We start from the raw sequence: 23,477 nt of genomic DNA on the forward strand, positions 1-23,477 counted from the left end.
ATCGCCGAGGACCTCATCCGCGCCCTCGACGCCCAACCGGATTCGGGCATCCGCATCGTCGGCGTGTTCGACGATCGCGGCGACCAGCGCTCCGACGCCGTGGTGGCCGGATACCCCAAGCTCGGAACCGTCGACGACCTCGTCGCCTATGCCCGGGCCACGCGCCTCGACCTCATCGTGTTCACCATTCCCGTCACCGCCGAGGATCGCATCCTCCAGATGCTCGCCAAGCTCTGGGTGCTGCCCATCGACATCCGCCTCTCGGCCCAGGCCTCGAAGCTGCGCCTGCGCCCGCGCGCCTATTCCTACCTCGGCTCCGTGCCGGTGCTCGACGTGTTCGACCGCCCCATGGCCGACTGGGACATCATCGCCAAAAGCGTGTTCGACCGCATCGTCGGCCTCGCCATGCTGGTGGCCCTGGCGCCCGTGATGCTCGTGATCGCGGCGGCCGTGGGCCTCACCTCCAAGGGACCGATCCTGTTCCGGCAGAAGCGCTACGGCTTCAACAACGAGATGATCGAGGTCTACAAGTTCCGCTCGATGTTCAACGACAAGGCGGATTTCGCCGCCGCCCGTCAGGTGACCCGAGGCGATCCGCGCGTGACGCCGGTGGGCCGCTTCATCCGCCGCACCTCCCTCGACGAGCTGCCGCAGCTGTTCAACGTCATCAAGGGTGAGCTGTCCCTCGTCGGCCCCCGCCCGCACGCGGTGCAGGGCCATGTCTCGAACACCCTCTACGATCAGGTGGTGGACGGCTACTTTGCCCGCCACAAGGTCAAGCCCGGGATCACCGGGTGGGCGCAGGTGAACGGCTGGCGCGGCGAGACCGACACCAGCGACAAGATCCAGCGCCGCGTCGAGCACGACCTGTACTACATCGAGAACTGGTCGATCGGGTTCGATATCCGGATCATGTTGGCGACGCCGCTTTCCATGATCCAGACGAAGAACGCCTATTGAGCGTCCGTCCCGCTTGTCCCGACCCACGATCGGGACGGTGACGTCCGGCAGGTGCCCCACGCGATCGCCTCACGCCCGGACGTTAAGAACCTCTGAAGGGTCCGGTGGCATTTTGTTAGCCATGACGCTCCTGTCCGATTCGCTCCTGCCCGCGACCACCGCCCTCGGAATCCCCCTCCTGCTCCTCGGTGCCCCCGAGACCGGTCGGCCGGTCCTCGTCGTCGCCCCGCCCGGTACGGCTCCGGCCCGACTCCTCGACATCGTCGGACGGGCGGACGGGCGGGTCGTGCGCGGGGCCGGCTCCGGCTGGATGACCGTGGCCGTGTCGGAGCATGCGGATTTTCCGCGCCGCCTGCGCGAGGCCGGAGCCTGGTTCGTCGTCAATGCCTCCAACGTCGCGGGCTGCCCGGCGACGAGACCTTAAGGAGTCCTCCATGGTGCCGCAGCGGGTTCCAGCCGAGGGATCGACCCTCGATCAGATCCGGACCACTTCCGGAAAGGCCATCCTCGCCCTCCTGTGGGTCAACGTCGCCCTCATCATCGGGCTGAACGCCTGGCAGGGCGCCTTCGGCCACACCACGGCGACGGCCGCCGCCCTGGCTCTGGCCCTTCCGGCGACCTGGGCGAGCACGCGCAGCCTCATCGGGCCGCGCACCCGCATCGCCTCCAGCATGGCGCTCGCCGGCCTCGTCGCGGTCCTGGTGGCGGTCCTGCAGCGCAACGGCGCCGGGCGCTCGCTCCAACTCGACGCGCACATGTACTTCTTCGCCTGCCTCGCCATCGTGGCCGCCTGGCTCGATTGGAAGGCCCTCGTCGCCTATTCGGCCGTCGTCGCCCTCCACCACCTCGTGGTGTCCCTGGTGCTGCCGGGCCTGGTGTTTCCGGACGGCGCCGGCATCGACCGCGTCCTCCTCCATGCCGTCATCCTGGTGGCACAGACCGGAATCCTCGTCTGGCTGGTGGCGAGCCTCCAGACCGGCGTGGCGGCGAGTGACGCCCTGCGCCGGAGCGTGGCCGACCTGGACGCCGCCGAGACCTTGAAGTCGGAGGCCCTGTCCCGCAGCGAGGCCGACCGGGCGCGGGGGCGGGCTGTCGAGGTCCGGATCCATGCGTTCCGCACCTCCGTGGGCGAGGCCGTCGCCACCATCGAGCGGACCCTCGGAACCCTGGAGGGCAGCGCCGGCCACCTCGTGCGCTTCGCCCACGAGACCTCCCGGACCACGGCCGGCGCCACGGCGAGCGCGCGGCAGGCCAGCGACAACGCCGACCGGATCGCCCGCACCGGCCTCGGTCTCACGGCGGCGACGGACGAGATCGCCAGCCACCTGGCGGCCACCGGCACCGTCACACGCGCGGCGGCCGAGGAGGCGCGCCAGACCGGCGAGACCGTCCAGGCCCTCACGGCCTCCGTCGAGCGGATCGGCTCGGTGATCACGGCGATCCGCGCGGTGGCGGGCCAGACCAACCTGCTGGCCCTCAACGCCACCATCGAGGCGGCGCGGGCCGGCGAGGCCGGGCGCGGCTTCGCGGTGGTCGCCACGGAAGTGAAGGCCCTGGCCGGTCAGACCGCCCGGGCGACGGAGGAGATCGCCGCCCAGATCCGCGACGTCGAGACGGCGACGCAGGCGTCCATCGCCTTCATGCACGGCTTCGCCGCGCGGATTGCCGATGTCAAGCGCACCACCACGGCGATGTTCGAGGCCCTCGCGCGCCAGCGGGAGGCGACGCAGGCCATGGGCACCCATATCGAGGCCGCCGTGCAAGACGCGCAGGACGCCACCACCCAGGTGACCGCCGTGGCCGACGCCGTCGGGACGACCACGGGCGTGGCCGACGCGGTGCGGGCCTCGACGCAGGCCGTGCGCGACCAGGTCGGGCAGCTCGGCGCCGTCACCGCCGCGTTCCTGCGGGATCTGCCCTCGGAGACGGCGCGGGCGGCCTGACCGCCCGGTTCATCAACGACGGACCCGGAACCGCCGACCCGCCGGGGGCTCGCGGGCGGAGCTTCAGAAACTGCGCGTCGGCCGGTCGAGGACCCGCCGGCCCATGAGGCTGGCGGCGAGATCCGTCATGAGCAGGGCCGTGCGCCCGCGCTCGTCCAGGAACGGGTTGAGCTCGACGAGGTCGAGGCTGCGCACGAGGCCGCTGTCGTGCAGTATCTCCATGGCGAGATGGGCCTCGCGGAAGGTCGCCCCGCCCGGCACCGTGGTGCCCACCCCCGGGGCGATGCCGGGCTCGAGGAAATCGACGTCGAGGCTTACGTGCAGGAGGCCGCCGGCCGCCGCCACCCCGTCGAGGAAGGCCGCGAGCAGGAGGCCGATGCCGCTCTCGTCGATGGCGCGCATGTCGTGGACCCGGATGCCTGCGTCGCGCAGGATCGCGCGCTCGGCCGGATCGACGCTGCGCAGGCCGATCATGCAGACATGCTCCGGCGCCACCGGCGCGGCCAGCGGCGGCAGGTAACCGACAAAGCCCGGCGCGCCCGTGGCATAGGCCATGGGCACCCCGTGAAGATGGCCGCTCGTGGTGGTGTCGAGGGTATGCAGGTCCGGATGGGCATCGAGCCACAGGACGAAGAGCGGACGCCCTTCGCGGGCCGCACGCCGGGCTATGCCCGAGACGGTGCCGGCCGACAGGCTGTGGTCGCCCCCGAGGAAGATCGGCACCCCTTCGCCCGCGGCCGCATCGGCCGCGTCCGCCAGGGCGGCGGTCCAGGCGGCGACCTCGGGCAGGCCGTGGATCGCCGGATTGGGGTGGGGTGGAACAGAGACCGGTTCGGGTGCGAGGTTGCCCCGGTCCTCCACGATGAGGCCGAGGCCGGCGAGCGCCGGGCCGAGGCCGGCGGCCCGGTAGGCGCTCGGGCCCATGTCGCAGCCGAGGCGCCGGGTGCCCGCCTGCACGGGCGCGCCGATGAGGATGCAGCGTCGGGGATCCATGGCTTTCATGCCTCTCGTTACCGGCCGTCCATAGCGCCCCCGGACGGCGATCCGAAGACAGCGGCCGTGCCCTGGCAATCGCTCGCCGGACGGAGCAAACGGAACCGGCACGGAGCCCACGCCATGACCGATCCCGACATGACCGATCCCGCGATGACCGCCCCCGAGGCCGACAGCAAGAGCCGCACCATCCTGGTCCTCAACGGACCCAACCTGAACCTGCTCGGCCAGCGCCAGCCGGAGATCTACGGCGCCGAGACCCTGGCCGACGTCGAGGCACGGTGCCGGGCGGAGGCCGGGAGCCACGGCCTCGCCGTCGCCTTCCACCAGAGCAACGCCGAGCACGCCCTCATCGACTGGATTCACGCCTACCGCGTCGGGTCGGCGGGCATCGTCCTCAATGCCGGCGCCTACACCCACACCTCCATCGCCATCCTCGATGCCCTCAACACCTGCGAGGTGCCCATCGTCGAGTGCCACATCTCCAACGTCCACCGGCGGGAAGCCTTCCGGCACCACTCCTACGTGTCGCTCGCCGCCACCGCCGTGATGGCGGGGTTCGGCACCCACGGCTACGTCCTGGCGGTGCGCCACCTCGCCCACCTGCGCGAGGCGCGGCCATAGGCCGGGCGCGGCGAGACCTGATATAAGGACGGGCCGATCTCCGGGGCAGCGGAGCCCACCATGCATCTCCTCATCGTCGACGATCACCCGCTGTTTCGCGAGGCCCTGGCCAGCACCCTCGCGCTGGCCTATCCGGCGGCGGTGCTGCACGAGGCGGACGGGATCGCCGAGGCCTGCGCCGTCCTCGCGCGGGAGCGGGCCATCGAACTCGTGCTCCTCGACCTGACGATGCAGGGCGTGCAGGGGTTCGACGGCCTCGTCACCATCCGGGCGCAGTTCGCCCGCGTGCCGATCCTGGTGGTCTCGGGGCTCGACGATCCGCGCATCATGCGCGAGGCCATCCATCACGGTGCCGCCGGCTTCGTGCCCAAGGCCGTGGACAAGGCGACCCTGACCCGGGCCATCGCCGACGTCCTCGCCGGGGGCCTCTCCCTGCCCCCCGCCCTCGCGGGCGCCGCCGATCCGCCCGACCGGGCGACGCAGCTCGCCGAGCGCATCGCCCGGCTCACCCCCCAGCAGATGCGGGTGCTGGGCATGATCCGCCAGGGCAAGCTCAACAAGCAGATCGCCCACGCCCTTCAGGTCGGCGATTCCACCGTGAAGGCCCACGTCACCGAGATCCTGCGCAAGCTCGAGGTCGGCAGCCGGACCCAGATCGTGATCCAGACCGCCGGGCTCGACTTCGACCACATCCAGGCGCGGTCCTGATCCGGCGCCCACGCGATCGGAGCGGCGTTCGAACTATTCGGTCTCCCGGCGCGCGAGGTGCCGGCCGAGCTTGAACAGCAGCATGTCCGTCAGGGTGAGAAGGAACGGATCGGCGATCCGGACCACGGTTTCCCGCAGGTGGATCGTCTGATCCACGGCCCCTTCGATGGGGGGACTGTCCGGGAGATCGGCGGGGCCTTGGTCGGGCGCGGCCCGGCGGGAGAGGTCTGAGGAAGCGGTCGGCATCGCGTCACTCTGGCAACGGCTGGATCGGGAAAGTCGGAGCGCGGACCGTCGACGGCGCGGCCCGGGAACCGTACGCCGCGGACCCCCGCGCCACCAAGCCGGGTCGATATCATATGACAGGATTCGTCACGCGACCGCGGGGCAACCCCGGCGGCAAGAAACAGATCGCGTGGCCGAACATCCCGCAGAGAGAACGGCCTTTCCCAAACGCGTCTTAAAAAGCCATTCGCTTCCTTTGACGAAAGACGAGCACCGAACGATACTTGAATTCGATCAGAGACACAGACCAATCCCCGCTCTTGACCTTGAGATTCACCGCCCTCGTGCCGCAAAGTCTGCGCCCGCACGAATCGTCTTCACGTTCCGGCGCTCGACGCCGGGCGTTCCCCCCTCGTGAATAGGGATCATTCCATGAGCTTCCGCTCCTCCGCGCCCGAGCAAGAACCGATCCGCTTCGCCTATTGGGTCCCCAATGTCTCGGGCGGCCTCGTGGTGAGCAAGATTCCCCAGCGCACGGGGTGGGACGCCCCCTACAACCGCCGTCTCGCGCAGATCGCGGAAGAGGCCGGGTTCGACTACGCCCTGACGCAGATCCGCTTCACCGCCGGCTACGGCGCCGAATACCAGCACGAATCCGTGGCCTTCAGCCAGGATCTGCTCTCCGCCACCACGAAGCTCAAGGTCATCGCCGCCCTGCTGCCGGGGCCTTGGAACCCGACGCTTGCGGCGAAGCAGATCGCCACCATCTCGCAGCTCTCCGAGGGGCGCATCGCCGTCAACATCGTCTCGGGCTGGTTCTCGGGCGAGTTCCGAGCCATCGGCGAGCCCTGGCTCGACCACGACGAGCGTTACCGGCGCTCGGAAGAGTTCATCCGGTCCCTACGGGGGATCTGGACGCAGGACGACTTCACGTTCAGAGGCGATTTCTATCGCTATACGAACTACACCCTGAAACCGAAGCCGACCGATCCGCAACCGGAGATCTTCCAGGGGGGCTCGTCGCGGGCGGCGCGGGACATGGCCGCGCGGGTGTCCGACTGGTACTTCACCAACGGCAACACCCCCGAGGGCATCCGGGCGCAGGTGGACGATCTCCAGGCCAAGGCTCGGGCGAACGGCCATTCGGTCAAGGTCGGCGTCAACGCCTTCGTCATCGCCCGCGACACGGAGGAAGAAGCCCGCGCCGTCCTCCAGGAGATCATCGACCAGGCCGATCCGGACGCCGTGAAGGCCTTCGGCCACGAGGTGAAGAACGCCGGTAAGGCTTCTCCGGAAGGGGAGGGCAACTGGGCCAAGTCCACCTTCGAGGATCTCGTCCAGTACAACGACGGCTTCAAGACCAACCTCATCGGCACGCCCGACCAGATCGCCGAGCGCATCGTCGCCCTGAAGGACGCCGGCGTCGATCTCGCCCTCCTCGCCTTCCTGCATTTTCAGGAGGAGGTCGCGTATTTCGGCGAACACATCATCCCGCGGGTGCGGGCCCTCGAAGCGCAGCGCGAGCAGACGGCGCAAGCCGCCTGAGCGTCTCTCACAAAGCTCGCGCCGCCCCGGCGGACTTGGACCGAGAACCGTCCAGGCCGGGAGTTTTGTGAGCACTTCGAGCCGAATCCCCCCCTCCGGAGACCCACCATGAACATCGCCGTCAACGCGAGCACCTTCGAGGCCCATCGCCTTCCCCAGGGTGCCCCCGGTCCCGCGAAGCCTTCCGAGCCGGCCCATGTCATCCGCGACGACGCCGAGGCGATCCGCGTCGCGAAAGAATTGGCCGAGACGTTCCGCAGCGGAGCGGCCGAGCGCGACCGCACGGGACGCCGGCCCTTCGCCGAACTCGATGCCTTCTCGCAGAGCGGCCTGTGGTCGATCAACGTGCCCAGAGCCTATGGCGGGCCGGGCCTGTCCTACCGCACCCTGGCGCAGGCCATCGCCATCGTGTCGGCGGCCGATCCCTCCATCGGGCAGATCGCCCAGAACCACCTCGGCATCGTCGCCGCCATCGACACCGTATCGGACGACGCCCAGAAGCGCCTGCTGTTCGGCCTCGTGCTCGCCGGCACCCGCTTCGGCAACGCCTTCTCGGAAATCGGGACGAAGCGGGCGGCCGATTTCGAGACCCATTTCGTCGATCACGGCGACCACGTCACCGTCCACGGCCGCAAGTTCTACGCGACGGGGGCACTCCTCGCTCACCTCGTGCCCATCGTGGCCGTGGATGCGGAGGGCCGGCCCTGGTACGCCATCGCCGAGCGCAACGCGCCGGGCCTGTCGGTCATCGACGATTGGTCGAGCTTCGGGCAGCGCACCACGGCGAGCGGCACGGTGATCCTCGACGGCGTGCGGGTGGAGAAGAGCCACCTCGTGCCGGCCTGGAAGGGCTACGAGCGGCCGAGCGCCGACGGGGCGATCTTCCAGATCATCCAGGCGGCCGTCGATGCGGGGATCGCCCGCGAGGCGCTCGCCGAGACCATCGCCTTCGTGCGCACCAAATCCCGCCCCTGGATCGACAGCGGCCTCGAACGGGCCTCGGACGATCCCCACACCATCCGCCTCGTCGGCGACCTCACGATCCGGCTGCACGCGGCCGAAGCCCTCCTCGACCGCGCCGGCCTCGCCCTCGACGCGGCGGTGGCGGCCCCCGACGCCGACAGCGTCGCGGCGGCCCAGCTCGCCGTCGCCGAATCCAAGGTGCTGACCACGGAAGTCGCGCTCGCCGCCGCCAACACCCTGTTCGAGCTCGCCGGCACCCGCTCGACGCTCGCCGAACACAACCTCGACCGCCACTGGCGCAACGCCCGCACGCACACCCTCCACGACCCCGTGCGCTGGAAATACGCCATCGTCGGCAACCACGCCCTCAACGGGGTCAACCCGCCGTTCCACGCCTGGAGTTGAGGCGCCGAAACTGAAGCTCCGCCACTGCGGCGCGGCGGCCCGCCCGAACGGGTCGCCATAGACTTTCGCGGCAGAAAAGCGGGTTCGAACGAGGCCCGTGACCTTTGGACGACTGGCGGGAACGTGCCGGCCCGTTCCATGTTTCCGGTCATGAACTTCATCGCCCCCGACCGCATCGAAACCGAATCTGTACGAATTCGTGCGGCTGCGCGCGCGGTCTCGCGGCTCGCGGCGGAGCGGGCGGAGGCCCTCGACCGCACCGGCGCGTTTCCGGCGGGCGACATCATCGACTGCCACGAAGCCGGCCTGCTGGCCGCGCCCCTGCCCGTGGCCCTCGGCGGGTCGGGCCTCGATGCGCCCGCCATGGCCCCCATCCTCCGCGACGTGCTCACTGAGCTCGGGCGGGGCAACCTCGCCCTCGGCCGCCTCTACGAAGGCCACGTCAACGCCCTGTCGCTGATCCTGCGCTACGCCGCCGAGCCCGTGCTCCGGCGCCTCGTGGACGACATCCAGGCCGGGCACCTGTTCGGCGTGTGGAACACCCAGCCCCAGATCGGCGGCCTCGACCTCGACCCCCATGGCACCGGAACGCTCGCGGGCGCAAAATCCTTCGCCTCGGGGGCGGGCTCGGTGACGCGTCCCCTCGTCACCGCCCGCCGACCGGACGGACGCCAGCAGATGCTCGTGGTCAGCCTCGATCCCGGCACCCGGGCCGACCTGTCGTCGTGGCGCGCCCACGGCATGCGCGCATCTGCCTCGGGGGTGCTCGATTTCACCGGCCTGCCCGTCGCGGCTCAGGCGGCCGTGGGCGCGGCGGACGACTATTTCCGCGAGCCGCATTTCTCCGCCGGCGCCTGGCGCTTCACCGCCGTGCAGCTCGGCGGGATCGAGGCCGTGTTCGACAGCCTGCGGGCGCACCTCGTCGCCACGGGACGCGGCGGCGATCCGCATCAGGCGGCGCGCCTCGGCGAGGCGGCCATCGCGGTGGAGACGGCGCGCCTGTTCGTCGGCCGGGCGGCCGACCTCGCCAGCGATCCCGACGCCGACCCGGAACGGGTGATCGCCTACGTCAACCTCACCCGCCTGGCCGTGGAACGGGCCGGGCTCGACGTGATCGAGCGGGCCCAGCGTTCCGTGGGGCTCGCCGGCTTCCTCGAGCCCCACCCCCTGGAGCGGCAGATCCGAGACCTCGCCACCTATCTGCGCCAGCCCGGTCCCGACCGGGCGCTGACCCATGCCGCCGCCCACGTGCTGGCCGCGCCCCACACCGCCGACGCCCTGTGGCGGAACCCCGGCGCGGAGGACGCCTCCGATCTGCGGCCCGGGCGCGCCGCGTGACCCGGCGCACCGCCTCCCTTCCGCCCGACTACTTCGACGGCATCTATGCCGGACATCCCGACCCGTGGGGCTTCACCACCAGCGCCTATGAGGCGGCGAAATACGACGCCACCCTGGCGGCGCTCTCGGAAGAGACCTATGCCGACGCCCTCGAAGTCGGCTGCTCCATCGGCGTGCTGACCCGGCGCCTCGCCGAACGCTGCACCCGCCTCCTCGCCCTCGACGTCGCCGAGACCGCCCTCGCGGCGGCCCGGGCGCGCTGCGCCGCGTGCCCGAACGTAACGTTCCGGCGCGCAATGGTACCGACGGAGTGGCCGCCCGGCCGGTTCGACCTCGTCGTCCTGTCGGAGGTGCTGTACTTCTTCACGCCCGCCGATCTCGATCGCCTCGCCGCCCATCTGATCGGGGCGGTCAAACCCGGCGGCGAGGTGATGCTCGTCCACTGGACCGGGGAGACGGACTATCCGTCGAGCGGCGACGACGCCGTCGAGGCCGTCATCGCCGCGACCGCCGGCACCCTGGCCCATCGTCACCACAGCCGCACGGCGGAATACCGCCTCGACGTGCTCCAGGCCCGCGCAGCACTATGACGAGCCCGCGCAGCGCCATGACGAGACCGCGCAGCGCCATGACGGAGCGAACGCCGCGCCGAACCGTCTTCCGGCACCGCGCCTTCGTGCGCCTCGCCCATTGGCTCAACGCGGCGGCGTTCGGGGCGCTGCTGGTGAGCGGCATCGCCATCCTGCTCGCCCTGCCGCGCCTGTTCTGGGGCGAGACCGGCGCCAACGACGCCCCCGCCGCCCTGGTGCTGCCGCTCCCCGTGAACCTCGAACAGACGGGGTGGGGCCGCAACCTCCACTTCCTCGCCGCCTGGATCCTCGTCCTCAACGGCGGCCTCTACCTCGTCCTCGCCCTCGTCGGCGGCCACTTACGCCGCAATCTCCTGCCGGATCGCGACCAGCTGAGGCCGGGCCACCTCGCCCGCGAGATCGCCGACCATGCCCGCTTGCGTCCCCCGAGGGGACGGGAGGCCCTGCGCTACAACGCCCTGCAGAAATTCGCCTATCTCGCGGTGATCCTCGGGCTGTTCCCCCTCATGGTGCTCACGGGCCTCACGATGTCGCCGGGCGTCACGGCGGCATTTCCGGAACTGTTCACCCTGTTCGGCGGCCGGCAATCGGCCCGCACCCTGCACTTCGTCTTCGCCTGCCTGCTGGTCCTGTTCCTGGTCGTGCACGTGGCCCAAGTCTTCATCGGCGGGGCCGTGAACCTCACCCGCGCCATGATCACCGGGCGCCTCGCCGTTCCGGCCAACAACCCGGAGCCCCCCGATGCGTGACCTCTCGCGCCGTCGCCTCCTCACGGGCTCGGGGGCCCTTCTCGGCACCGGCTTGCTCGGCGGATGCGACGCGCCCGCCCTGTCGCACCTCGCCACCCCGTACGATTGGAGCAACGGCCTCACCTTCGCGGTCCAGCGCTGGCTGCTCGCCCGCCAGCCCCTGGTGCGCGAGTTCGACCGCAGCCGGATCTCGGCGGTGTTCCCCACCATCAACACCACGGACCCGGACGACCCCGCCTATAAGCGCTCCCGGGCCGTCGATTTCACCGACTGGAAGCTGCCGGTCTCTGGCCTCATCGAGCGTCCGGGCGCGTTCTCGCTGGCCGACCTCCGCCTGATGCCGGCCCGCACCCAGGTGACGCTGCATTCGTGCGAGCAGGGCTGGTCGGCCATCGGCGAATGGACCGGCGTGCCGCTCGCCCACCTCCTCGCCCATGTCGGCCTGAAGCCCCAGGCACGCTTCATCGTCATCCGCAGTGTCGACGGCTGGTGGGACAGCTACGACCTGTTCGATGCCCTCCACCCGCAGACAATCCTCGCCTACGGCATGAACGGGGGCAGCCTGCCGGTGAAGCACGGCGCCCCGCTGCGCCTGCGGGTGGAGCGCCAGCTCGGCTACAAGAGCCTGAAATACATCGCCGCCATCGAGGCCGCCGAGCGCGTCGACGGCTACGGCAAGGGCCGCGGCAGCATGGTCGCCGAACTCGGCTTCCCCTGGTACGCGGGGATCTGATCAGCCCGCCAGGGCGAGGCCGCCCAAAGCCGTGAGACCGACGACGATCCAGGGTGCGACGCCGCCCACGGTCAGCAGCACGAAGGCCGTCGCCGCCAGGGCGACGTCGCGGGCATTGCCGATGGCCCCCGTCCAGACCGGATCGTAGAGGGCGGCGGCGAGGAGCCCGACCACGGCGGCGTTGCCGCCCCGCAGGGCCGCCTGGGCCAGGGGTTTCTTGCGCAGATCGTCCCAGAACGGCAGGGCGCCGGTGACGAGGAGGAGGCCGGGGAGGAAGATCGCCGCCAGCGCCAGCCCGGCGCCGAGGAGGCCGTTCGGCGGCTGCGTCAGGGCGGCCCCGAGATAGGCCGCGAAGGTGAAGAGCGGCCCCGGCACCGCCTGCGCCGCGCCGTAGCCGGCGAGGAACGCATCGGCGCCGATCCAGCCCGGATCGACGGTGCCGGCGCGCAGGAGCGGCAGCACCACGTGCCCGCCGCCGAACACGAGGGCGCCGGCCCGGTAGAACGCCTCCGCCACCGCGATGCCGTGCCAGGGCAAGGTCGCGGCGAGCACCGGCAGGCCGACGAGCAATCCAGAGAACAGCCCCAGGGCGACGAAGCCGGTCCGCCGGGACAGGGGCACGGCGAGGCGGTCGACGGGGGCGGGGACCGCCATCCGGCAGAGGACGAGCCCGGCGAGGGCGCCGAACAGAATCGCACCGATCTGCCCGAGGGCGGTCGGCGCGAGGACGGAGAACCACAGGGCCCCGAGGGCGATGCCGGCGCGGGTCCGGTCCGGTGCCAGGGTCCGGGCCATGCCCCACACCGCCTGGGCCACCACCGCCACGGCCACGAGCTTGAGGCCGTGCAGCAGGCCCGACAGGATCGGTCCGCCCGATCCGGCGCCGTAGGCGACGCCGACGAGGAGCAGGGCGGAAGGCAGGGTGAAACCCGCGAAGGCGGCGAGCCCGCCCCACAGGCTCCCGGCCCGGAGGATTCCGAGGGCGAATCCGACCTGGCTCGAGGCGGGGCCGGGCAGGAACTGGCACAGGGCGACGAGGTCGGCATAGCCCGCCTCGTCGATCCAGCGCCGCCGCATCACGAAGGCTGCGCGAAAATACCCGAGATGGGCGACGGGGCCGCCGAACGCCGTGAGCCCCAACAGCAGGAAGGCCCGAAAAACTTCGCGGACGCTGCCCGCACGGTCAGGCAAGCCCCCCGGCCTCCACGATGAAGCGGGCGACGGTGTCGGCGCCGTGGCCTTCGCGCAAAGACGCGAACACGTAGGGGCGCTGGCCCCGCATCCGCTGCGTATCGGATTCCATCACGCCGAGATCGGCGCCCACCAGGGGGGCGAGATCGGTCTTGTTGACGATGAGGAGATCGGAACGGGTGATGCCGGGGCCGCCCTTGCGCGGGATCTTCTCGCCGCCCGCGACGTCGATGACGTAGAGGGTGAGGTCGGCGAGTTCCGGCGAGAAGGTGGCGGCGAGGTTGTCGCCGCCCGATTCGATGAGGATCAGGTCGAGCTTCGGGAAGCGCTTGCGCATCTCCGCCACCGCCGCGAGGTTGATGGACGCGTCCTCGCGGATCGCCGTGTGCGGGCAGCCGCCGGTCTCGACGCCCATGATCCGCTCCTCGGGCAGGGCGCCGGCCACGGTGAGGAGCCGGGCATCCTCCTTGGTGTAGATGTCGTTGGTGATGGCGCAGAGGTCGTAGGTGTCGCGCAGGCGCTTGCACAGCTGCTCCATCAGGGCCGTCTTGCCCGACCCGACGGGGCCGCCGATGCCGACGCGCAGGGGTCCATTGGGGGAGGGGCCGTTAGGGGAGGTCATCGTGGGGCCTTTCACGAACGAAAAATCCGGGAATACTGGGTCTCGTGCCGGAACGAGCCGAGGTCGAGGGCAAGCGTCGCGCTGCCGAGATCGTCCAGGGTGAGATCCGGTATCGTGGCGGCGAGGGCGGTCACGCGCGGGGTCAGGGCGGCGATCACCCGGGTGCCGGCGCTCTGGCCGATGGGCGCGCAGCGCAGGGCCGCCGAGACGAGGTTCTGCAGGAAGGCGAGGCCGAACCCCGCCAGAACGGGCTCCAGGGCCATGCCGTGCGCCCCGGCCGCGAGGCCCACGGCGACCGGATAGGCCACCGGGCCGGGCAGGGCCTCGGCGAGACGCGGGAGATCGGCCGCTGGCCAGGCCGCGCGGGTCGCCTCGAGGAAGCTCAGTCCCTGCTGGCTCGTCTCCAGGTGAAGTTCTCGCGAGGGGGCAAGCGCCAGGGCGAGATCGTTCACTTCGGCGAGCGCCGACAGGTCGCCCGTCCGGGCGGCGCCATGGGCGTGGGCCAAGAGGATGAGGTCGTTGCGGCCCGATCCCAGTTCCAGCACGTCGGCGAGCCACGACGTCAGGGCGACTTCGTCCGCGACGTCGCCGGATTCCACGGCGCTTTCGAGTCCGTGCGAATACGCGTAGGCGCCCACCGGATAGCCCGGCGACAGCCACGTCATCAGGCGCAGGGCTTCAATCATGCGGGTGGGAATGGCCGTGTGGGTGATCGTGCGCATGAGCGTGGTCATGCGAATGACCGTGATCGTGGCCATGGCCGTGGTGATGGTGGCCCGCCGCCTCGCCCGCATAGGCGCCACCCTCGGGGCGGAACGGACGCTCCACCGCCTCGGCGGTGCCGCCCAACCCCCGCACCATCTCGGCGAGCACGTGATCGTACGCGATGTAGACAGCGTCGGCGGCGATCTCGGCCGCGATATGCCGGTTGCCGATATGCCAGATCAGCCGCTTCAAGGCGTGATCGTCGGCGGCCCGGATCGCCAGCAGCCGCTCGGGCGCGGCCTCGACCCAGACGAGGCGCCCATCCTCGAGCACCAGGGCGTCGCCGTCGTCGAGCACCGTCGGTTCGGGCAGATCGAGGAGGAAGGCGAGGCCCCCGAGCCCCCGCATGGCCATGCGGCGGCGATGGCGGTCGCCGTGGTCGAGGACGATGCGGTCGACGATCTCGCCCCGGAGGGCGTCGCGGCGCAGGACGTGGGTGGCGCGGATCATGGGGTCAGGATCGGTTCGTCAGGCATCCAGGTATGGAAGCCCCTCACGTTAAAGGGCGGCGGCTTGCGACACGGCAGTCTGCAATTTCGTGATAGGGTCACCCTACCTCAAAACAGGAAGTACCGCTGCGCCATGGGCAGCACCTCGGCCGGCTCGCAGACGAGCAGTTCGCCGTCGGCCCGGACGTCGTAGGTTTCGGGATCGACCTCGATGTGGGGGGTGGCGTCGTTGAGCACCATGCTCTTCTTCGAGATGCCGCCGCGCACGTTCTCCACGGCCACCAGCCGCTTCCGCACCCCGAGGCGCTCGCCGAGCCCGTCCTCCAGGGCCGCCTTCGACACGAAGGTGAGGGCGGTGGCGAAGGGGGAGCGGCCGATGGCCCCGAACATTGGCCGGTAATGCACGGGCTGCGGCGTCGGGATCGAGGCGTTGGGGTCGCCCATGGGCGCGGTGGCGATCATGCCGCCCTTGAGGACGAGGTCGGGCTTCACCCCGAAGAAGGCCGGCGTCCACAGGACGAGATCGGCGAGCTTGCCCGGCTCCACGGAGCCGATCTGGCCCGAGACGCCGTGCGCGATGGCCGGGTTGATGGTGTATTTCGCAATGTAGCGGCGGGCGCGCAGGTTGTCGTTGCCGCTCGTGTCGCCGGGGAGGGCGCCGCGCTGGCGCTTCATCTTGTCGGCCGTCTGCCAGGTGCGGATGACGACCTCGCCGACCCGGCCCATGGCCTGGCTGTCCGACGACATCATCGAGAGGGCGCCGATGTCGTGCAGGATGTCCTCGGCCGCGATGGTCTCACGGCGGATGCGGCTCTCGGCGAAGGCGAGGTCCTCGGGGATCGCCGGATCGAGGTGGTGACACACCATCAGCATGTCGAGATGCTCGTCGATGGTGTTCTTCGTGTAGGGCCGCGTCGGGTTAGTCGACGACGGCAGGACGTTGGCGAGCCCCGCCACCTTGATGATGTCCGGCGCGTGGCCGCCGCCCGCTCCCTCCGTGTGGAAGGCGTGGATGGTGCGCCCGGCAAACGCCCGAATCGTGTCCTCGACGAAGCCTGATTCGTTGAGGGTGTCGGAGTGGATCATCACCTGCACGTCGTGGAGGTCGGCCACCGTGAGACAGGTGTCGATGGCCTGGGGCGTGGTGCCCCAATCCTCGTGCAGCTTGAGGGCGCAGGCCCCGGCCCGGATCATCTCCACGAGGCTCTCGGGCCGCGAGGCGTTGCCCTTGCCGGCGAAGGCGAGGTTCATGGGAAACGCGTCCGCCGCCTCGATCATCCGGGCGATGTGCCAGGGTCCGGGCGTGCAGGTGGTGGCGAAGGTGCCGTGGGCCGGCCCGGTGCCGCCGCCCAGCATCGTGGTGACGCCCGAGCACAGGGCTTCCTCGATCTGCTGCGGGCAGATGTAGTGGATGTGGCTGTCAAACCCGCCCGCCGTGAGGATCTTGCCTTCCCCGGCGATCACCTCCGTGCCGGGACCGACGACGATGTCGACGCCGGGCTGGATGTCGGGGTTGCCGGCCTTGCCGAGGCGGACGATGCGGCCCCGCACGATGCCGACGTCGCATTTCACCACGCCCCAATGGTCGAGGACGACGGCGTTGGTGATGACGGTGTCCACCGCACCGTCCTGGTTCGTCACCTGGGATTGCCCCATCCCGTCGCGGATGACCTTGCCGCCGCCGAACTTCACCTCCTCGCCGTAGATGGTGTGGTCGCGCTCGACCTCGATGACGAGGGACGTGTCGGCCAGCCGAATGCGGTCGCCGATAGTCGGCCCGAACATGTCGGCATAGGCGGCGCGGGGGAGGGCGGCGCGGGGGGGCATGGTGGTCATGGTGCCGTCTTTCGTGCCTCTGCAACCGCGCGGTCGAATAGGGCTTCCAAGGTCTCGTTCACGCCGCGGCAGCCTGCGACAACGGCGTCGGCCCAATCGATATAGCGTGCGACGCGCTCTCGATCCCAATCCACGGGGGGACTCGACACCAGGGAATTCAAGTTGCTGATCTTATCGGCGATCTTGATGGCGCGGGCACCTGCCGATTTGTGAGGCGCTCGCTCGATCTGAAGGCGCTTGCGTTCGGCCTTGGGCAATGACTTGTCGTCCGTCACCTCGGCAACGAGTTCAGCGACGCGCCGTCCGAACAGGCGTTCGAGTTCTTCCCCGCTCGTTTCGGTGTCCTCGACCGTATCGTGAAGCCATCCCGCCGCCACGAGGGGGGCATCGGGCTCCTCGGTGGTTGCGGCCAGCAGCGCGGCCACCTCGGCGAGGTGGTTCACGTAGGGCTCGCGCGCCGCCCCCTTCCGGGTCTGCTGCGCATGACGGCCCGACGCGAACTCGGCCGCACGGGTGACGAGCAGAATATGTTCGCGCAGGACGGAATCGCAGACGCTCATAGCGTGCCCATCACCTCACCCCGGAACCCGTACACCGCGCGCTCACCGCCCAGCGGCACCAGCACCACGTCCCGCGTCGCTCCGGGCTCGAACCGCACCGCCGTGCCGGGGGCGATGTCGAGGCGCTGCCCCCGCGCCTTCTCGCGGTCGAAGGTCAGGCCGGCATTCACTTCGAAGAAATGGTAGTGCGAGCCGACCTGGATCGGCCGGTCACCCACATTGGCGACGGTGATGAGGGTGCGCGGCGCGCCTTCGTTGAAGACGATGTCGCCGGGCAAGGTCGTCACGGTGCCGGGCACCTCGGCCGAAGCGGCGCCCCGAATCGGATGGTGGACGGTGACGAGCTTGGTGCCGTCGGGGAACGTCGCCTCCACCTGGATGTCGTGGATCATCTCGGGGATGCCGTCCATGCACTGCTCGGCCGTCAGCACCTGACCGCCCGCTTGCATGAGTTCGGCCACGGAGCGGCCGTCGCGGGCACCCTCCACCACGAAGTCGCTGATCAGCGCCACGGCTTCCGGATAGTTCAGCTTCACGCCCCGGCTGAGGCGGTTGCGGGCGACCTGGGCGGCCATGGCGAGGAGGAGCTTGTCCTTTTCGCGCGGGGTCAGGAGCACGGGAAACCTCGGGGTGGGTCGTTTGGAAACGGCATCGAACAGGCAAGGACCGTGCGCGGTCCGGCCGCGCAACGATGCATCCCGCGCCCGGGCGTGCAAGTCCGATCTTGGGAAGAGTGCTTGAAAGCGCTTGCCCCGGAACCATCTGCCCGATCGGTTGACAGGACGCCGCGCCGCGTCGGAACAGCGGGCCCGGAACAGACCGGACGAGGAACAGCCGTCGTGACCGATTCCCGCGACTTTTCCGGCTACGGCCGCACCCCGCCCCAGGCGAACTGGCCGAACGGCGCACGCATCGCCGTGCAGATCGTCCTGAACTACGAGGAGGGAGCCGAGAACTGCATTCTCAACGGGGATGCGGCCTCGGAAGCCTTCCTGTCCGAGATCGTCGGCGCCCAGCCCTGGCCGGGCCAGCGCCACATGAACATGGAATCCCTCTACGAGTACGGGGCGCGGGCCGGCTTCTGGCGGATCTGGCGGCTGCTACGGGCGCGCGGCGTGCCCGTGACGGTGTTCGCCGTCGCCAACGCCCTGGCGCGGGTGCCCGACATCGCCGCCGCCATGCGGGAGGCCGATTGGGAGATCGCCTGCCACGGCCTGAAATGGATCGACTATCGCGACTTCACCCGCGAGGCCGAGAAGGCGCACATGGACGAGGCGATCCGCATCCACACGGCGGTGACGGGCGCGCGCCCGCGCGGCTGGTACACGGGGCGCTCCTCGGTCCACACCCTCGATCTCGGCCTGGAAGCAGGCTTCGATTACCTGTCGGATTCCTACGCCGACGATCTGCCCTACTGGATCGGCGGCCCGGACCGGCGCGGCCTCGTGGTGCCCTATACCCTCGACGCCAATGACATGCGCTGCGTCGCCGCCCAGGGCTTCAACACCGCCGACCACTTCGCCGCCTACCTGTGCGACACCTTCGACGCCCTCTATGCCGAGGGCGAGACGGCCCCGAAGATGATGTCGGTGGGCCTGCATTGCCGCCTCGTCGGCCGCCCGGGCCGGATCGGCGCCCTCAGCCGCTTCCTCGACCACATCGCCGCCCACGACCGCGTCTGGATCGCCCGCCGCGTCGAGATCGCCGAACACTGGGCCCGGCACCACCCGCCGGCCTGACGCGCCTTCGAGAAACCACCGGCCCTCGGCCCCCGCGCACGTTCCGCGACCGACAGAGCCGCAACTGAAGCCTGCCATGACCACCGAACCGATGATGCCTCCCGTCGAGGCCGACGCCTACCGGGCCGCCATGGCGCGGACCGCCAGCGCCGTGCACCTCGTCACCACGGAGGGGCCGGGGGGCCGCGCGGGCTTCACCGCCACGGCGGTGTGCAGCGTCAGCGACCGGCCGCCGACCCTGCTGGTGTGCCTCAACCGCACGGCCTCGGCCTACGCGGCGCTCAGCGTCAACGACACCCTGTGCGTCAACGTCCTGGGCGGCCACCAGCGGGGCGTCGCCGACGCCTTCGGGGGCGGCACCCCCATGGAGGCCCGCTTCGCCGCCGGTACCTGGAACCGCCTCGTCACGGGATCGCCGGTCCTCGACCACGCCCTCATGGCCTTCGATTGCCGCATCGTCGACCGGCAGGCGGTGGCCACCCACGACGTGCTGTTCTGCGCCGTCGTGGCTCTGGCCGGAATGGGCACGGGCGACGGGCTGCTCTACGCCGACCGGCGCTACCACACCCTCCCGTTCTGAGGGGCTTCCCTCAGGGCCTCTCTTGGGCGGGCGCCTCCCGCTCGGCCCGCTCCAGGCCCGCCTTGTGCAGGCCGTCGTAGAGCTTCTGCACCTCCTGGATCGGGGTATGGCTCCGACTCCAGTTCGTCTCGCGCACGTTGATGGGCGTGAAGGCGCTGTGCGAGCGACCACCGAACCCGTTGTAGATCGTCATCTCCTCCGCGTCCGACCCGGCCGGGTAGTCGATCCGGTAGGAGGGTGCGAGCCCCTTGCCGGGACCGCGCGGGCGGGTGACGGCGATGCGCAGGCAGGCGTCGCCATGCCGCTTCTGACAGAAGCGCATGTTGCCGAGCACCCGGCGCAGATACTCGTTCGCATCCTCCAGATCGGCCACCACGTCGGCGATGGTCGCATCGGGGGCCAGGTGCTTCTTCTGAATCATGGGTCTCGGGCTGGGTCTCGGGCCTCGCGGAAATCACAGCCATACCGGCGGGCACGGGCAGGGGCCAGGAGGATCGTGTCCTTGCGTCCCTGAGCGTTCGCCGGGCGGTTCCGCTCAGGTCTGGTCCGGCGCCTTGCCGGACGCGAGGCGCCGCAGACGCCCCTTGCGCATTTCGTAGGCGAAAATCGAAGCCGGAGCCGGCGATTCATCGGGGGCGGGGGCAGGAAGGGCGAGGGGGGCGACCAGCGGAGGCGGCAGCGGAGCCTGCCGCGGGGCGGGCTGCCGGGCCTCCCGCCGCAGGATCGCATCCCGGACCAACGTCCAATCGCGCAGGAGCGCGGCAGCGGTGGCCGGATCGGTGGCGATCACCGCGCGGGCGCCATCGGAAAAGCGCGCATGAAGGGTCGCGCCGGCATGGAGCGTCCCCGCCAGCGCTCCGAGTCCGAGGCCGACGACGGAGGCGGCGAAGTCGAGGGGCCGGGGTAGGGGGCCTGCCGCGTCCAGAACGGAGCGAAGGCCGCCGAGCACGTCGGCCCGGCGCCGTGGGGGAGGGCCGTCCACGAGCACGAGATCGGCCAGATCTTCCACGCCCCGGGTCTCGTCGCCGGGCAGGCGTAGCAACCCGGCCTCGTAGGTGCCCGGCCCCGCGCACCAGGGGCCGTCGGGATGGGCGCCCTCAAGGATTCGAATCTCGCCCATGGTGGCTTCCCGGCTGTCGGCGTCGCCCGAGCACCCTAGCGGTGCATGTGTCCGAAACAGGGCCGGGCTTCAGTCGGCGCAAGCCGCCAAGGGCGCAACCCCGGTGCCGTACGCCTCGGCCATGCTTTCGATGGCGGCGAGCTTGGCGTGCAGCGCCGACCAGTCGTCGCCCTCGGCGATGGGCGCCCAGAGGGCCTCGACCTCGTCGATGAGCAGGGTGCAGGGATCCGCCCCAGCGAAATAGGGATGCGCGAGGCGGCCGGCCTCGCGGGCGGTCATCGCCTCCAGGCTCGCCCGCACGGGGGCGAAGGCCTCCGAGGCATAGAGGGCGGCCGAAGGGCTCGCCGCCGCCCGCCGCTCAGAGGCCAGGCCGCCGTACCAGTCGAAGAATGTCCGCTCGAACGGCGCGCCGCTGCGACCGAGGAAGCCCCAGAACGCGGCCACGAAGCGGTGGGTCGCGGCTTCGTCCGTACGTGCGAGACCGAGGCGGGCCAGGAGGGCGTCGGCGAAGGCGTCCTGCAGGTTCGGGCCGAACTGCTTCAGGGCCGTCTCCAACCGCTCCGGGGCCGCGAACGGCGTCAGGCATTCGGCGAGGCGACTGAGATTCCAGAACAGGGCCTCGGGCTGCCGGCCGAAGCTGTAGAGCCCCTGGGTGTCGAAATATGCGGCGGTGAAGGCCGGATCGTTCACCGGCGCGAAGCGCCAGGGGCCGTAATCGAAGCTCTCGCCGGTGACGTTGATGTTGTCGGTGTTGAGCACGCCGTGAACGAAACCGGCGGCCATCCACTGCGCGCCCGTCCGTGCCACCCGCCGGCGCACCTCTTCCAGGAAGGCGACGGCCCGCTCCTGACTGTCTTCCCGCCACGCCGCGGGCATGTGCAGGCGGATCGTGTGATCCATGAGCGTCCGGATGTTCTCGGGCTCGTCGAGGGCGAGGAACCGCTGGAACGAGCCGATGCGGATATGGGAATGGCTCAAGCGCACGAGGACGGCCGACCGGGTGGGGGAGGGCTCGTCGCCGCGCTCCAGGGCCTCCCCCGTCTCGATGAGGCTGAAGGTCTTCGAGGTGTTCACCCCGAGGGCCTCGAGCTGACTGGTGGCGAGGATCTCGCGTACGCCGCCCTTGAGGGTGAGGCGGCCGTCCCCCGCGCGCGACCAGGGCGTGCGTCCGCTGCCCTTGGTGGCGAGGTCGAGGAGGCGCCCATCGCCGAGGTCATAGGCCTGCGCGAACAGGAACCCGCGCCCGTCGCCGAGATCGGGATTGTACGAATGGAACTGATGGCCATGGTAGCGCAGGGCCAGGGGCTTCGGGAAACTCCCGGGCAAGGGCGTGAACCGGCCGAAATGCGCGATCCACGCGTCGTCGGTCAGACCATCGAGGCCGATCCGCGCCGCCCAGGGCCGATTGCGGAAACGCAGGATGGTCTGCGGAAACGTCGCGGGGGCGACGACATCGTAGAAGGCGTCGCCGAGTTCGGCGTGATGCTGCGCGAGGCGCGCGGAGGTCACCGGCATCGATCCATCCTGGGGTTCCACCGGCCACGTCGAACCGGCGTATTCCTATCAATCGTCACGAGGCCCGGATGATCCCGAGGTGGGGGCTCCTCACAAAGCGGCCAGGCTCGGGTATAGGAGGAGTCATGACCAACATCATCCGCCCAACCTTCGGCCAGCCGCGCCGCCCCGAGCCCGAACCCGAGACCCGCGTCGAGGTTCTCACCCAGCGCGTCTACGGCGAGGCCGGCGGTTGCCGCGTCTGCCTCGTTCACGACGAAGCCGCGCCGGAGGGCGACGTCTACAAGGTGGTGGCGGGCCTCCTCGTCGACGACGAGGTCAGCACGGTGGCGATCCTCCCGGCGACGCCGGAAGGAGAAGTCGATGCCGAGATCGTCGCCCTGGCGATCCTGCGGACCCTCGGCATGATCGAGGCCCGCTCCGGCGGTCCCGCCAGCGCGTGATCCGGCCAACCTTGAAATACCGGCTTGCCTATCGCGCCGGCTCCATGCTATCGCCCCTTCACCGGAACGGACCGGGCGCGAACCGATCGGTGCGAGACACGGATTGGAGACCGAAACAAGCCGTTCCAAAATCCTGATGCGTCAGGGTTTTGGGGGATAGTTTAACGGTAGAACAGTGGACTCTGACTCCTCTAGTCGAGGTTCGAATCCTCGTCCCCCAGCCAACGAATTCAGCCCACCAGTCTGCGGACTCGGTGGGCTTTTTCGTGGTGTCAGTCGGGTACTGTGAAAAGCCTTTCGAACGTCGGACGCCGGCCTGAGTCTGTCCGACGGACTTCGCCTTGCCGATGGGATCGGCGATCAGCCCGCCGGCATACAGGCGGGTTCATCACCTCCCAAATCGAAGTTCTTCAAGGACCAGTCGTCCTCGCCGAGGGTCAGATGCAGGAGCCAGGGAACGGCATCGTGTCGACCCACCATGTCTTGCGCTCCCGCTTTACGAGTAAGGTCGAATTATCGCTTCATGTGCGAGGCGGGAGGCAACACCCCCGAACGCGCAAAGCCCTCGACCTTTTGGGGTCGAGGGCTTTGGTTTTGTTTGGTTGCGGGGACAGGATTTGAACCTGTGACCTTCAGGTTATGAGCCTGACGAGCTACCGGGCTGCTCCACCCCGCGCCAGGGTGTTTGCCGTTTTGGCAAAGGCGGATCGTTTGAGGGACTGTTGTGATGTGCTGTGCAGGTCTGGCGGCGACCGACTCTCCCGTGTCTTGAGACACAGTACCATGGGCGCTGGTGCGTTTAACGGCCGAGTTCGAGATGGGATCGGGTTTTGGGCACACCGCTCAAACCACCAGACCGGCGCAGCACATCGGGGTGTTCG

At 70.0% G+C, this 23,477-nt stretch carries 25 protein-coding genes, 2 tRNA genes, 1 rRNA gene and 1 pseudogene; 15 read left to right on the top strand and 14 right to left on the bottom strand.

The genetic code is table 11. The annotated features are described in order from the left end of the window. The 3 genes from BM249_RS19775 to BM249_RS19785 all read left to right on the top strand — a co-directional run. On the top strand, nt 1–960 hold a 960-nt coding region (locus BM249_RS19775), incomplete at its 5' end, for an undecaprenyl-phosphate glucose phosphotransferase (protein ID WP_091975256.1). A gap of 121 nt (nt 961–1,081) precedes the next feature. Further along, nucleotides 1,082–1,384, top strand: a complete 303-nt coding sequence (locus BM249_RS19780) for a hypothetical protein (protein WP_091975214.1) — start codon at nt 1,082–1,084, stop codon at nt 1,382–1,384. 10 nt (nt 1,385–1,394) lie between these two features. Then, nucleotides 1,395–2,903 carry a methyl-accepting chemotaxis protein gene (locus tag BM249_RS19785; protein ID WP_091975216.1) on the top strand — a complete coding sequence of 503 codons (1,509 nt, stop codon included), beginning with the start codon at nt 1,395–1,397 and terminating at the stop codon, nt 2,901–2,903. A 63-nt stretch (nt 2,904–2,966) separates the two neighbouring features. Here BM249_RS19785 and rocF read toward each other — a convergent pair whose 3' ends face one another. Next, nucleotides 2,967–3,896 carry an arginase gene (gene rocF, locus BM249_RS19790; protein WP_091975257.1) on the bottom strand — a complete coding sequence of 310 codons (930 nt, stop codon included), beginning with the start codon at nt 3,894–3,896 and terminating at the stop codon, nt 2,967–2,969. Nucleotides 3,897–4,049: 153 nt separating this feature from the next. Between rocF and aroQ the strand changes: the two genes are divergently transcribed. Continuing rightward, entirely contained in the window at nt 4,050–4,520 is a 471-nt protein-coding gene (gene aroQ / locus BM249_RS19795) for a type II 3-dehydroquinate dehydratase (RefSeq protein ID WP_091975259.1), read from the top strand. 60 nt (nt 4,521–4,580) lie between these two features. Continuing rightward, a complete protein-coding gene (locus BM249_RS19800) occupies nt 4,581–5,228 on the top strand; it encodes a response regulator (protein ID WP_091975218.1) in 648 nt (215 codons plus the stop codon). Nucleotides 5,229–5,261: 33 nt separating this feature from the next. On the opposite strand, the gene BM249_RS19805 is transcribed toward BM249_RS19800, so the two are convergent. Next, nucleotides 5,262–5,474: a hypothetical protein gene (locus tag BM249_RS19805; protein WP_091975220.1), complete on the bottom strand. Its 213-nt coding sequence runs from the start codon at nt 5,472–5,474 to the stop codon at nt 5,262–5,264. Between the two features lie 411 nt (nt 5,475–5,885). On the opposite strand from BM249_RS19805, the gene sfnG reads away from it, so the two are divergent. The 6 genes from sfnG (at nt 5,886) to BM249_RS19835 (ending at nt 11,776) form a co-directional block, all read left to right on the top strand. After that, nucleotides 5,886–6,998 (top strand): dimethylsulfone monooxygenase SfnG, encoded by a 1,113-nt coding sequence (gene sfnG, locus BM249_RS19810; RefSeq protein WP_091975222.1) that lies wholly within the window; start codon nt 5,886–5,888, stop codon nt 6,996–6,998. Nucleotides 6,999–7,106: 108 nt separating this feature from the next. Beyond that, nucleotides 7,107–8,366 carry an SfnB family sulfur acquisition oxidoreductase gene (locus BM249_RS19815; RefSeq protein WP_091975224.1) on the top strand — a complete coding sequence of 420 codons (1,260 nt, stop codon included), beginning with the start codon at nt 7,107–7,109 and terminating at the stop codon, nt 8,364–8,366. A gap of 150 nt (nt 8,367–8,516) precedes the next feature. Next, the gene (locus BM249_RS19820; protein WP_091975261.1) at nt 8,517–9,704 is read left to right on the top strand and encodes an acyl-CoA dehydrogenase family protein; all 1,188 of its coding nucleotides are present in this window, start codon (nt 8,517–8,519) and stop codon (nt 9,702–9,704) included. Beyond that, entirely contained in the window at nt 9,701–10,294 is a 594-nt protein-coding gene (locus BM249_RS19825; protein ID WP_091975226.1) for a class I SAM-dependent methyltransferase, read from the top strand. Before BM249_RS19820 ends, BM249_RS19825 begins: the two co-directional genes overlap by 4 nt. 17 nt (nt 10,295–10,311) lie before the next feature. Next, nucleotides 10,312–11,043 carry a cytochrome b/b6 domain-containing protein gene (locus BM249_RS19830; RefSeq protein WP_244528880.1) on the top strand — a complete coding sequence of 244 codons (732 nt, stop codon included), beginning with the start codon at nt 10,312–10,314 and terminating at the stop codon, nt 11,041–11,043. Continuing rightward, nucleotides 11,036–11,776, top strand: coding sequence for a molybdopterin-dependent oxidoreductase (locus tag BM249_RS19835; RefSeq protein ID WP_091975231.1), 741 nt, complete (start codon nt 11,036–11,038; stop codon nt 11,774–11,776). The genes BM249_RS19830 and BM249_RS19835 overlap by 8 nt, the downstream gene beginning before the upstream one ends. Here the strand turns inward: BM249_RS19835 and chrA are convergent, their stop codons facing one another. The 7 genes from chrA to BM249_RS19870 all read right to left on the bottom strand — a co-directional run bounded on the left by chrA (nt 11,777) and on the right by BM249_RS19870 (nt 17,816). Beyond that, entirely contained in the window at nt 11,777–12,967 is a 1,191-nt protein-coding gene (gene chrA, locus BM249_RS19840) for a chromate efflux transporter (protein WP_091975233.1), read from the bottom strand. After that, nucleotides 12,960–13,589 (bottom strand): urease accessory protein UreG, encoded by a 630-nt coding sequence (ureG, locus tag BM249_RS19845; RefSeq protein WP_091975235.1) that lies wholly within the window; start codon nt 13,587–13,589, stop codon nt 12,960–12,962. Before ureG ends, chrA begins: the two co-directional genes overlap by 8 nt. A gap of 11 nt (nt 13,590–13,600) precedes the next feature. Beyond that, nucleotides 13,601–14,323 carry an urease accessory protein UreF gene (locus tag BM249_RS19850; RefSeq protein ID WP_244528881.1) on the bottom strand — a complete coding sequence of 241 codons (723 nt, stop codon included), beginning with the start codon at nt 14,321–14,323 and terminating at the stop codon, nt 13,601–13,603. Then, entirely contained in the window at nt 14,268–14,804 is a 537-nt protein-coding gene (locus tag BM249_RS19855; protein ID WP_091975237.1) for an urease accessory protein UreE, read from the bottom strand. The genes BM249_RS19850 and BM249_RS19855 overlap by 56 nt, the downstream gene beginning before the upstream one ends. A 107-nt stretch (nt 14,805–14,911) precedes the next feature. Then, a complete protein-coding gene (ureC, locus tag BM249_RS19860; RefSeq protein ID WP_177232471.1) occupies nt 14,912–16,630 on the bottom strand; it encodes an urease subunit alpha in 1,719 nt (572 codons plus the stop codon). A 5-nt stretch (nt 16,631–16,635) separates the two neighbouring features. Beyond that, the gene (locus BM249_RS19865; protein ID WP_091975241.1) at nt 16,636–17,199 is read right to left on the bottom strand and encodes an HD domain-containing protein; all 564 of its coding nucleotides are present in this window, start codon (nt 17,197–17,199) and stop codon (nt 16,636–16,638) included. After that, a complete protein-coding gene (locus BM249_RS19870) occupies nt 17,196–17,816 on the bottom strand; it encodes an urease subunit gamma (protein WP_091975243.1) in 621 nt (206 codons plus the stop codon). Before BM249_RS19870 ends, BM249_RS19865 begins: the two co-directional genes overlap by 4 nt. A gap of 222 nt (nt 17,817–18,038) precedes the next feature. Here BM249_RS19870 and puuE point away from each other — a divergent pair. Together puuE and BM249_RS19880 are read left to right on the top strand one after the other, a co-directional pair. Then, nucleotides 18,039–18,929: pseudogene (gene puuE, locus BM249_RS19875) on the top strand (allantoinase PuuE); the annotation flags it as partial. Nucleotides 18,930–19,014: 85 nt separating this feature from the next. Beyond that, nucleotides 19,015–19,518 carry a flavin reductase gene (locus BM249_RS19880; protein ID WP_091975247.1) on the top strand — a complete coding sequence of 168 codons (504 nt, stop codon included), beginning with the start codon at nt 19,015–19,017 and terminating at the stop codon, nt 19,516–19,518. A gap of 10 nt (nt 19,519–19,528) precedes the next feature. Here BM249_RS19880 and BM249_RS19885 read toward each other — a convergent pair whose 3' ends face one another. The 3 genes from BM249_RS19885 to BM249_RS19895 form a co-directional block, all read right to left on the bottom strand. Beyond that, entirely contained in the window at nt 19,529–19,939 is a 411-nt protein-coding gene (locus tag BM249_RS19885) for a hypothetical protein (RefSeq protein WP_091975249.1), read from the bottom strand. Between the two features lie 114 nt (nt 19,940–20,053). After that, nucleotides 20,054–20,638, bottom strand: a complete 585-nt coding sequence (locus tag BM249_RS19890) for a hypothetical protein (protein ID WP_091975251.1) — start codon at nt 20,636–20,638, stop codon at nt 20,054–20,056. Between the two features lie 69 nt (nt 20,639–20,707). Continuing rightward, on the bottom strand, nt 20,708–22,153 hold the full coding sequence (locus BM249_RS19895) for a protein adenylyltransferase SelO (protein ID WP_091975253.1): 1,446 nt from the start codon (nt 22,151–22,153) through the stop codon (nt 20,708–20,710). Between the two features lie 125 nt (nt 22,154–22,278). Between BM249_RS19895 and BM249_RS19900 the strand changes: the two genes are divergently transcribed. Next, entirely contained in the window at nt 22,279–22,596 is a 318-nt protein-coding gene (locus BM249_RS19900; RefSeq protein WP_091975254.1) for a hypothetical protein, read from the top strand. 150 nt (nt 22,597–22,746) lie between these two features. Then, a tRNA-Gln gene (locus BM249_RS19905) sits at nt 22,747–22,820 on the top strand. A 375-nt stretch (nt 22,821–23,195) separates the two neighbouring features. On the opposite strand, the gene BM249_RS19910 is transcribed toward BM249_RS19905, so the two are convergent. Both BM249_RS19910 and rrf read right to left on the bottom strand, forming a co-directional pair. After that, a tRNA-Met gene (locus BM249_RS19910) sits at nt 23,196–23,272 on the bottom strand. Between the two features lie 64 nt (nt 23,273–23,336). Continuing rightward, a 5S ribosomal RNA gene (gene rrf, locus BM249_RS19915) occupies nt 23,337–23,452 on the bottom strand. Nucleotides 23,453–23,477: the final 25 nt, after the last annotated feature.

It is taken from the genome of Methylobacterium gossipiicola (genome assembly GCF_900113485.1).
Taxonomy (GTDB): Bacteria; Pseudomonadota; Alphaproteobacteria; order Rhizobiales; family Beijerinckiaceae; genus Methylobacterium; species Methylobacterium gossipiicola.

Coding starts and splice junctions, on each gene's coding strand:
- BM249_RS19885 (WP_091975249.1), bottom strand. CDS start 19,939: ATGATTCAGAAGAAGCACCTGGCCCCCGATGCGACCATCGCCGACGTG.
- BM249_RS19900 (WP_091975254.1), top strand. CDS start 22,279: ATGACCAACATCATCCGCCCAACCTTCGGCCAGCCGCGCCGCCCCGAG.
- BM249_RS19865 (WP_091975241.1), bottom strand. CDS start 17,199: ATGAGCGTCTGCGATTCCGTCCTGCGCGAACATATTCTGCTCGTCACC.
- BM249_RS19800 (WP_091975218.1), top strand. CDS start 4,581: ATGCATCTCCTCATCGTCGACGATCACCCGCTGTTTCGCGAGGCCCTG.
- ureG (WP_091975235.1), bottom strand. CDS start 13,589: ATGACCTCCCCTAACGGCCCCTCCCCCAATGGACCCCTGCGCGTCGGC.
- BM249_RS19895 (WP_091975253.1), bottom strand. CDS start 22,153: ATGCCGGTGACCTCCGCGCGCCTCGCGCAGCATCACGCCGAACTCGGC.
- BM249_RS19855 (WP_091975237.1), bottom strand. CDS start 14,804: ATGATCCGCGCCACCCACGTCCTGCGCCGCGACGCCCTCCGGGGCGAG.
- BM249_RS19850 (WP_244528881.1), bottom strand. CDS start 14,323: ATGACCACGCTCATGCGCACGATCACCCACACGGCCATTCCCACCCGC.
- BM249_RS19780 (WP_091975214.1), top strand. CDS start 1,082: ATGACGCTCCTGTCCGATTCGCTCCTGCCCGCGACCACCGCCCTCGGA.
- BM249_RS19830 (WP_244528880.1), top strand. CDS start 10,312: ATGACGAGACCGCGCAGCGCCATGACGGAGCGAACGCCGCGCCGAACC.
- BM249_RS19785 (WP_091975216.1), top strand. CDS start 1,395: ATGGTGCCGCAGCGGGTTCCAGCCGAGGGATCGACCCTCGATCAGATC.
- BM249_RS19835 (WP_091975231.1), top strand. CDS start 11,036: ATGCGTGACCTCTCGCGCCGTCGCCTCCTCACGGGCTCGGGGGCCCTT.
- sfnG (WP_091975222.1), top strand. CDS start 5,886: ATGAGCTTCCGCTCCTCCGCGCCCGAGCAAGAACCGATCCGCTTCGCC.
- ureC (WP_177232471.1), bottom strand. CDS start 16,630: ATGCCCCCCCGCGCCGCCCTCCCCCGCGCCGCCTATGCCGACATGTTC.
- BM249_RS19890 (WP_091975251.1), bottom strand. CDS start 20,638: ATGGGCGAGATTCGAATCCTTGAGGGCGCCCATCCCGACGGCCCCTGG.
- BM249_RS19880 (WP_091975247.1), top strand. CDS start 19,015: ATGACCACCGAACCGATGATGCCTCCCGTCGAGGCCGACGCCTACCGG.
- rocF (WP_091975257.1), bottom strand. CDS start 3,896: ATGGATCCCCGACGCTGCATCCTCATCGGCGCGCCCGTGCAGGCGGGC.
- aroQ (WP_091975259.1), top strand. CDS start 4,050: ATGACCGCCCCCGAGGCCGACAGCAAGAGCCGCACCATCCTGGTCCTC.
- BM249_RS19815 (WP_091975224.1), top strand. CDS start 7,107: ATGAACATCGCCGTCAACGCGAGCACCTTCGAGGCCCATCGCCTTCCC.
- BM249_RS19820 (WP_091975261.1), top strand. CDS start 8,517: ATGAACTTCATCGCCCCCGACCGCATCGAAACCGAATCTGTACGAATT.
- BM249_RS19805 (WP_091975220.1), bottom strand. CDS start 5,474: ATGCCGACCGCTTCCTCAGACCTCTCCCGCCGGGCCGCGCCCGACCAA.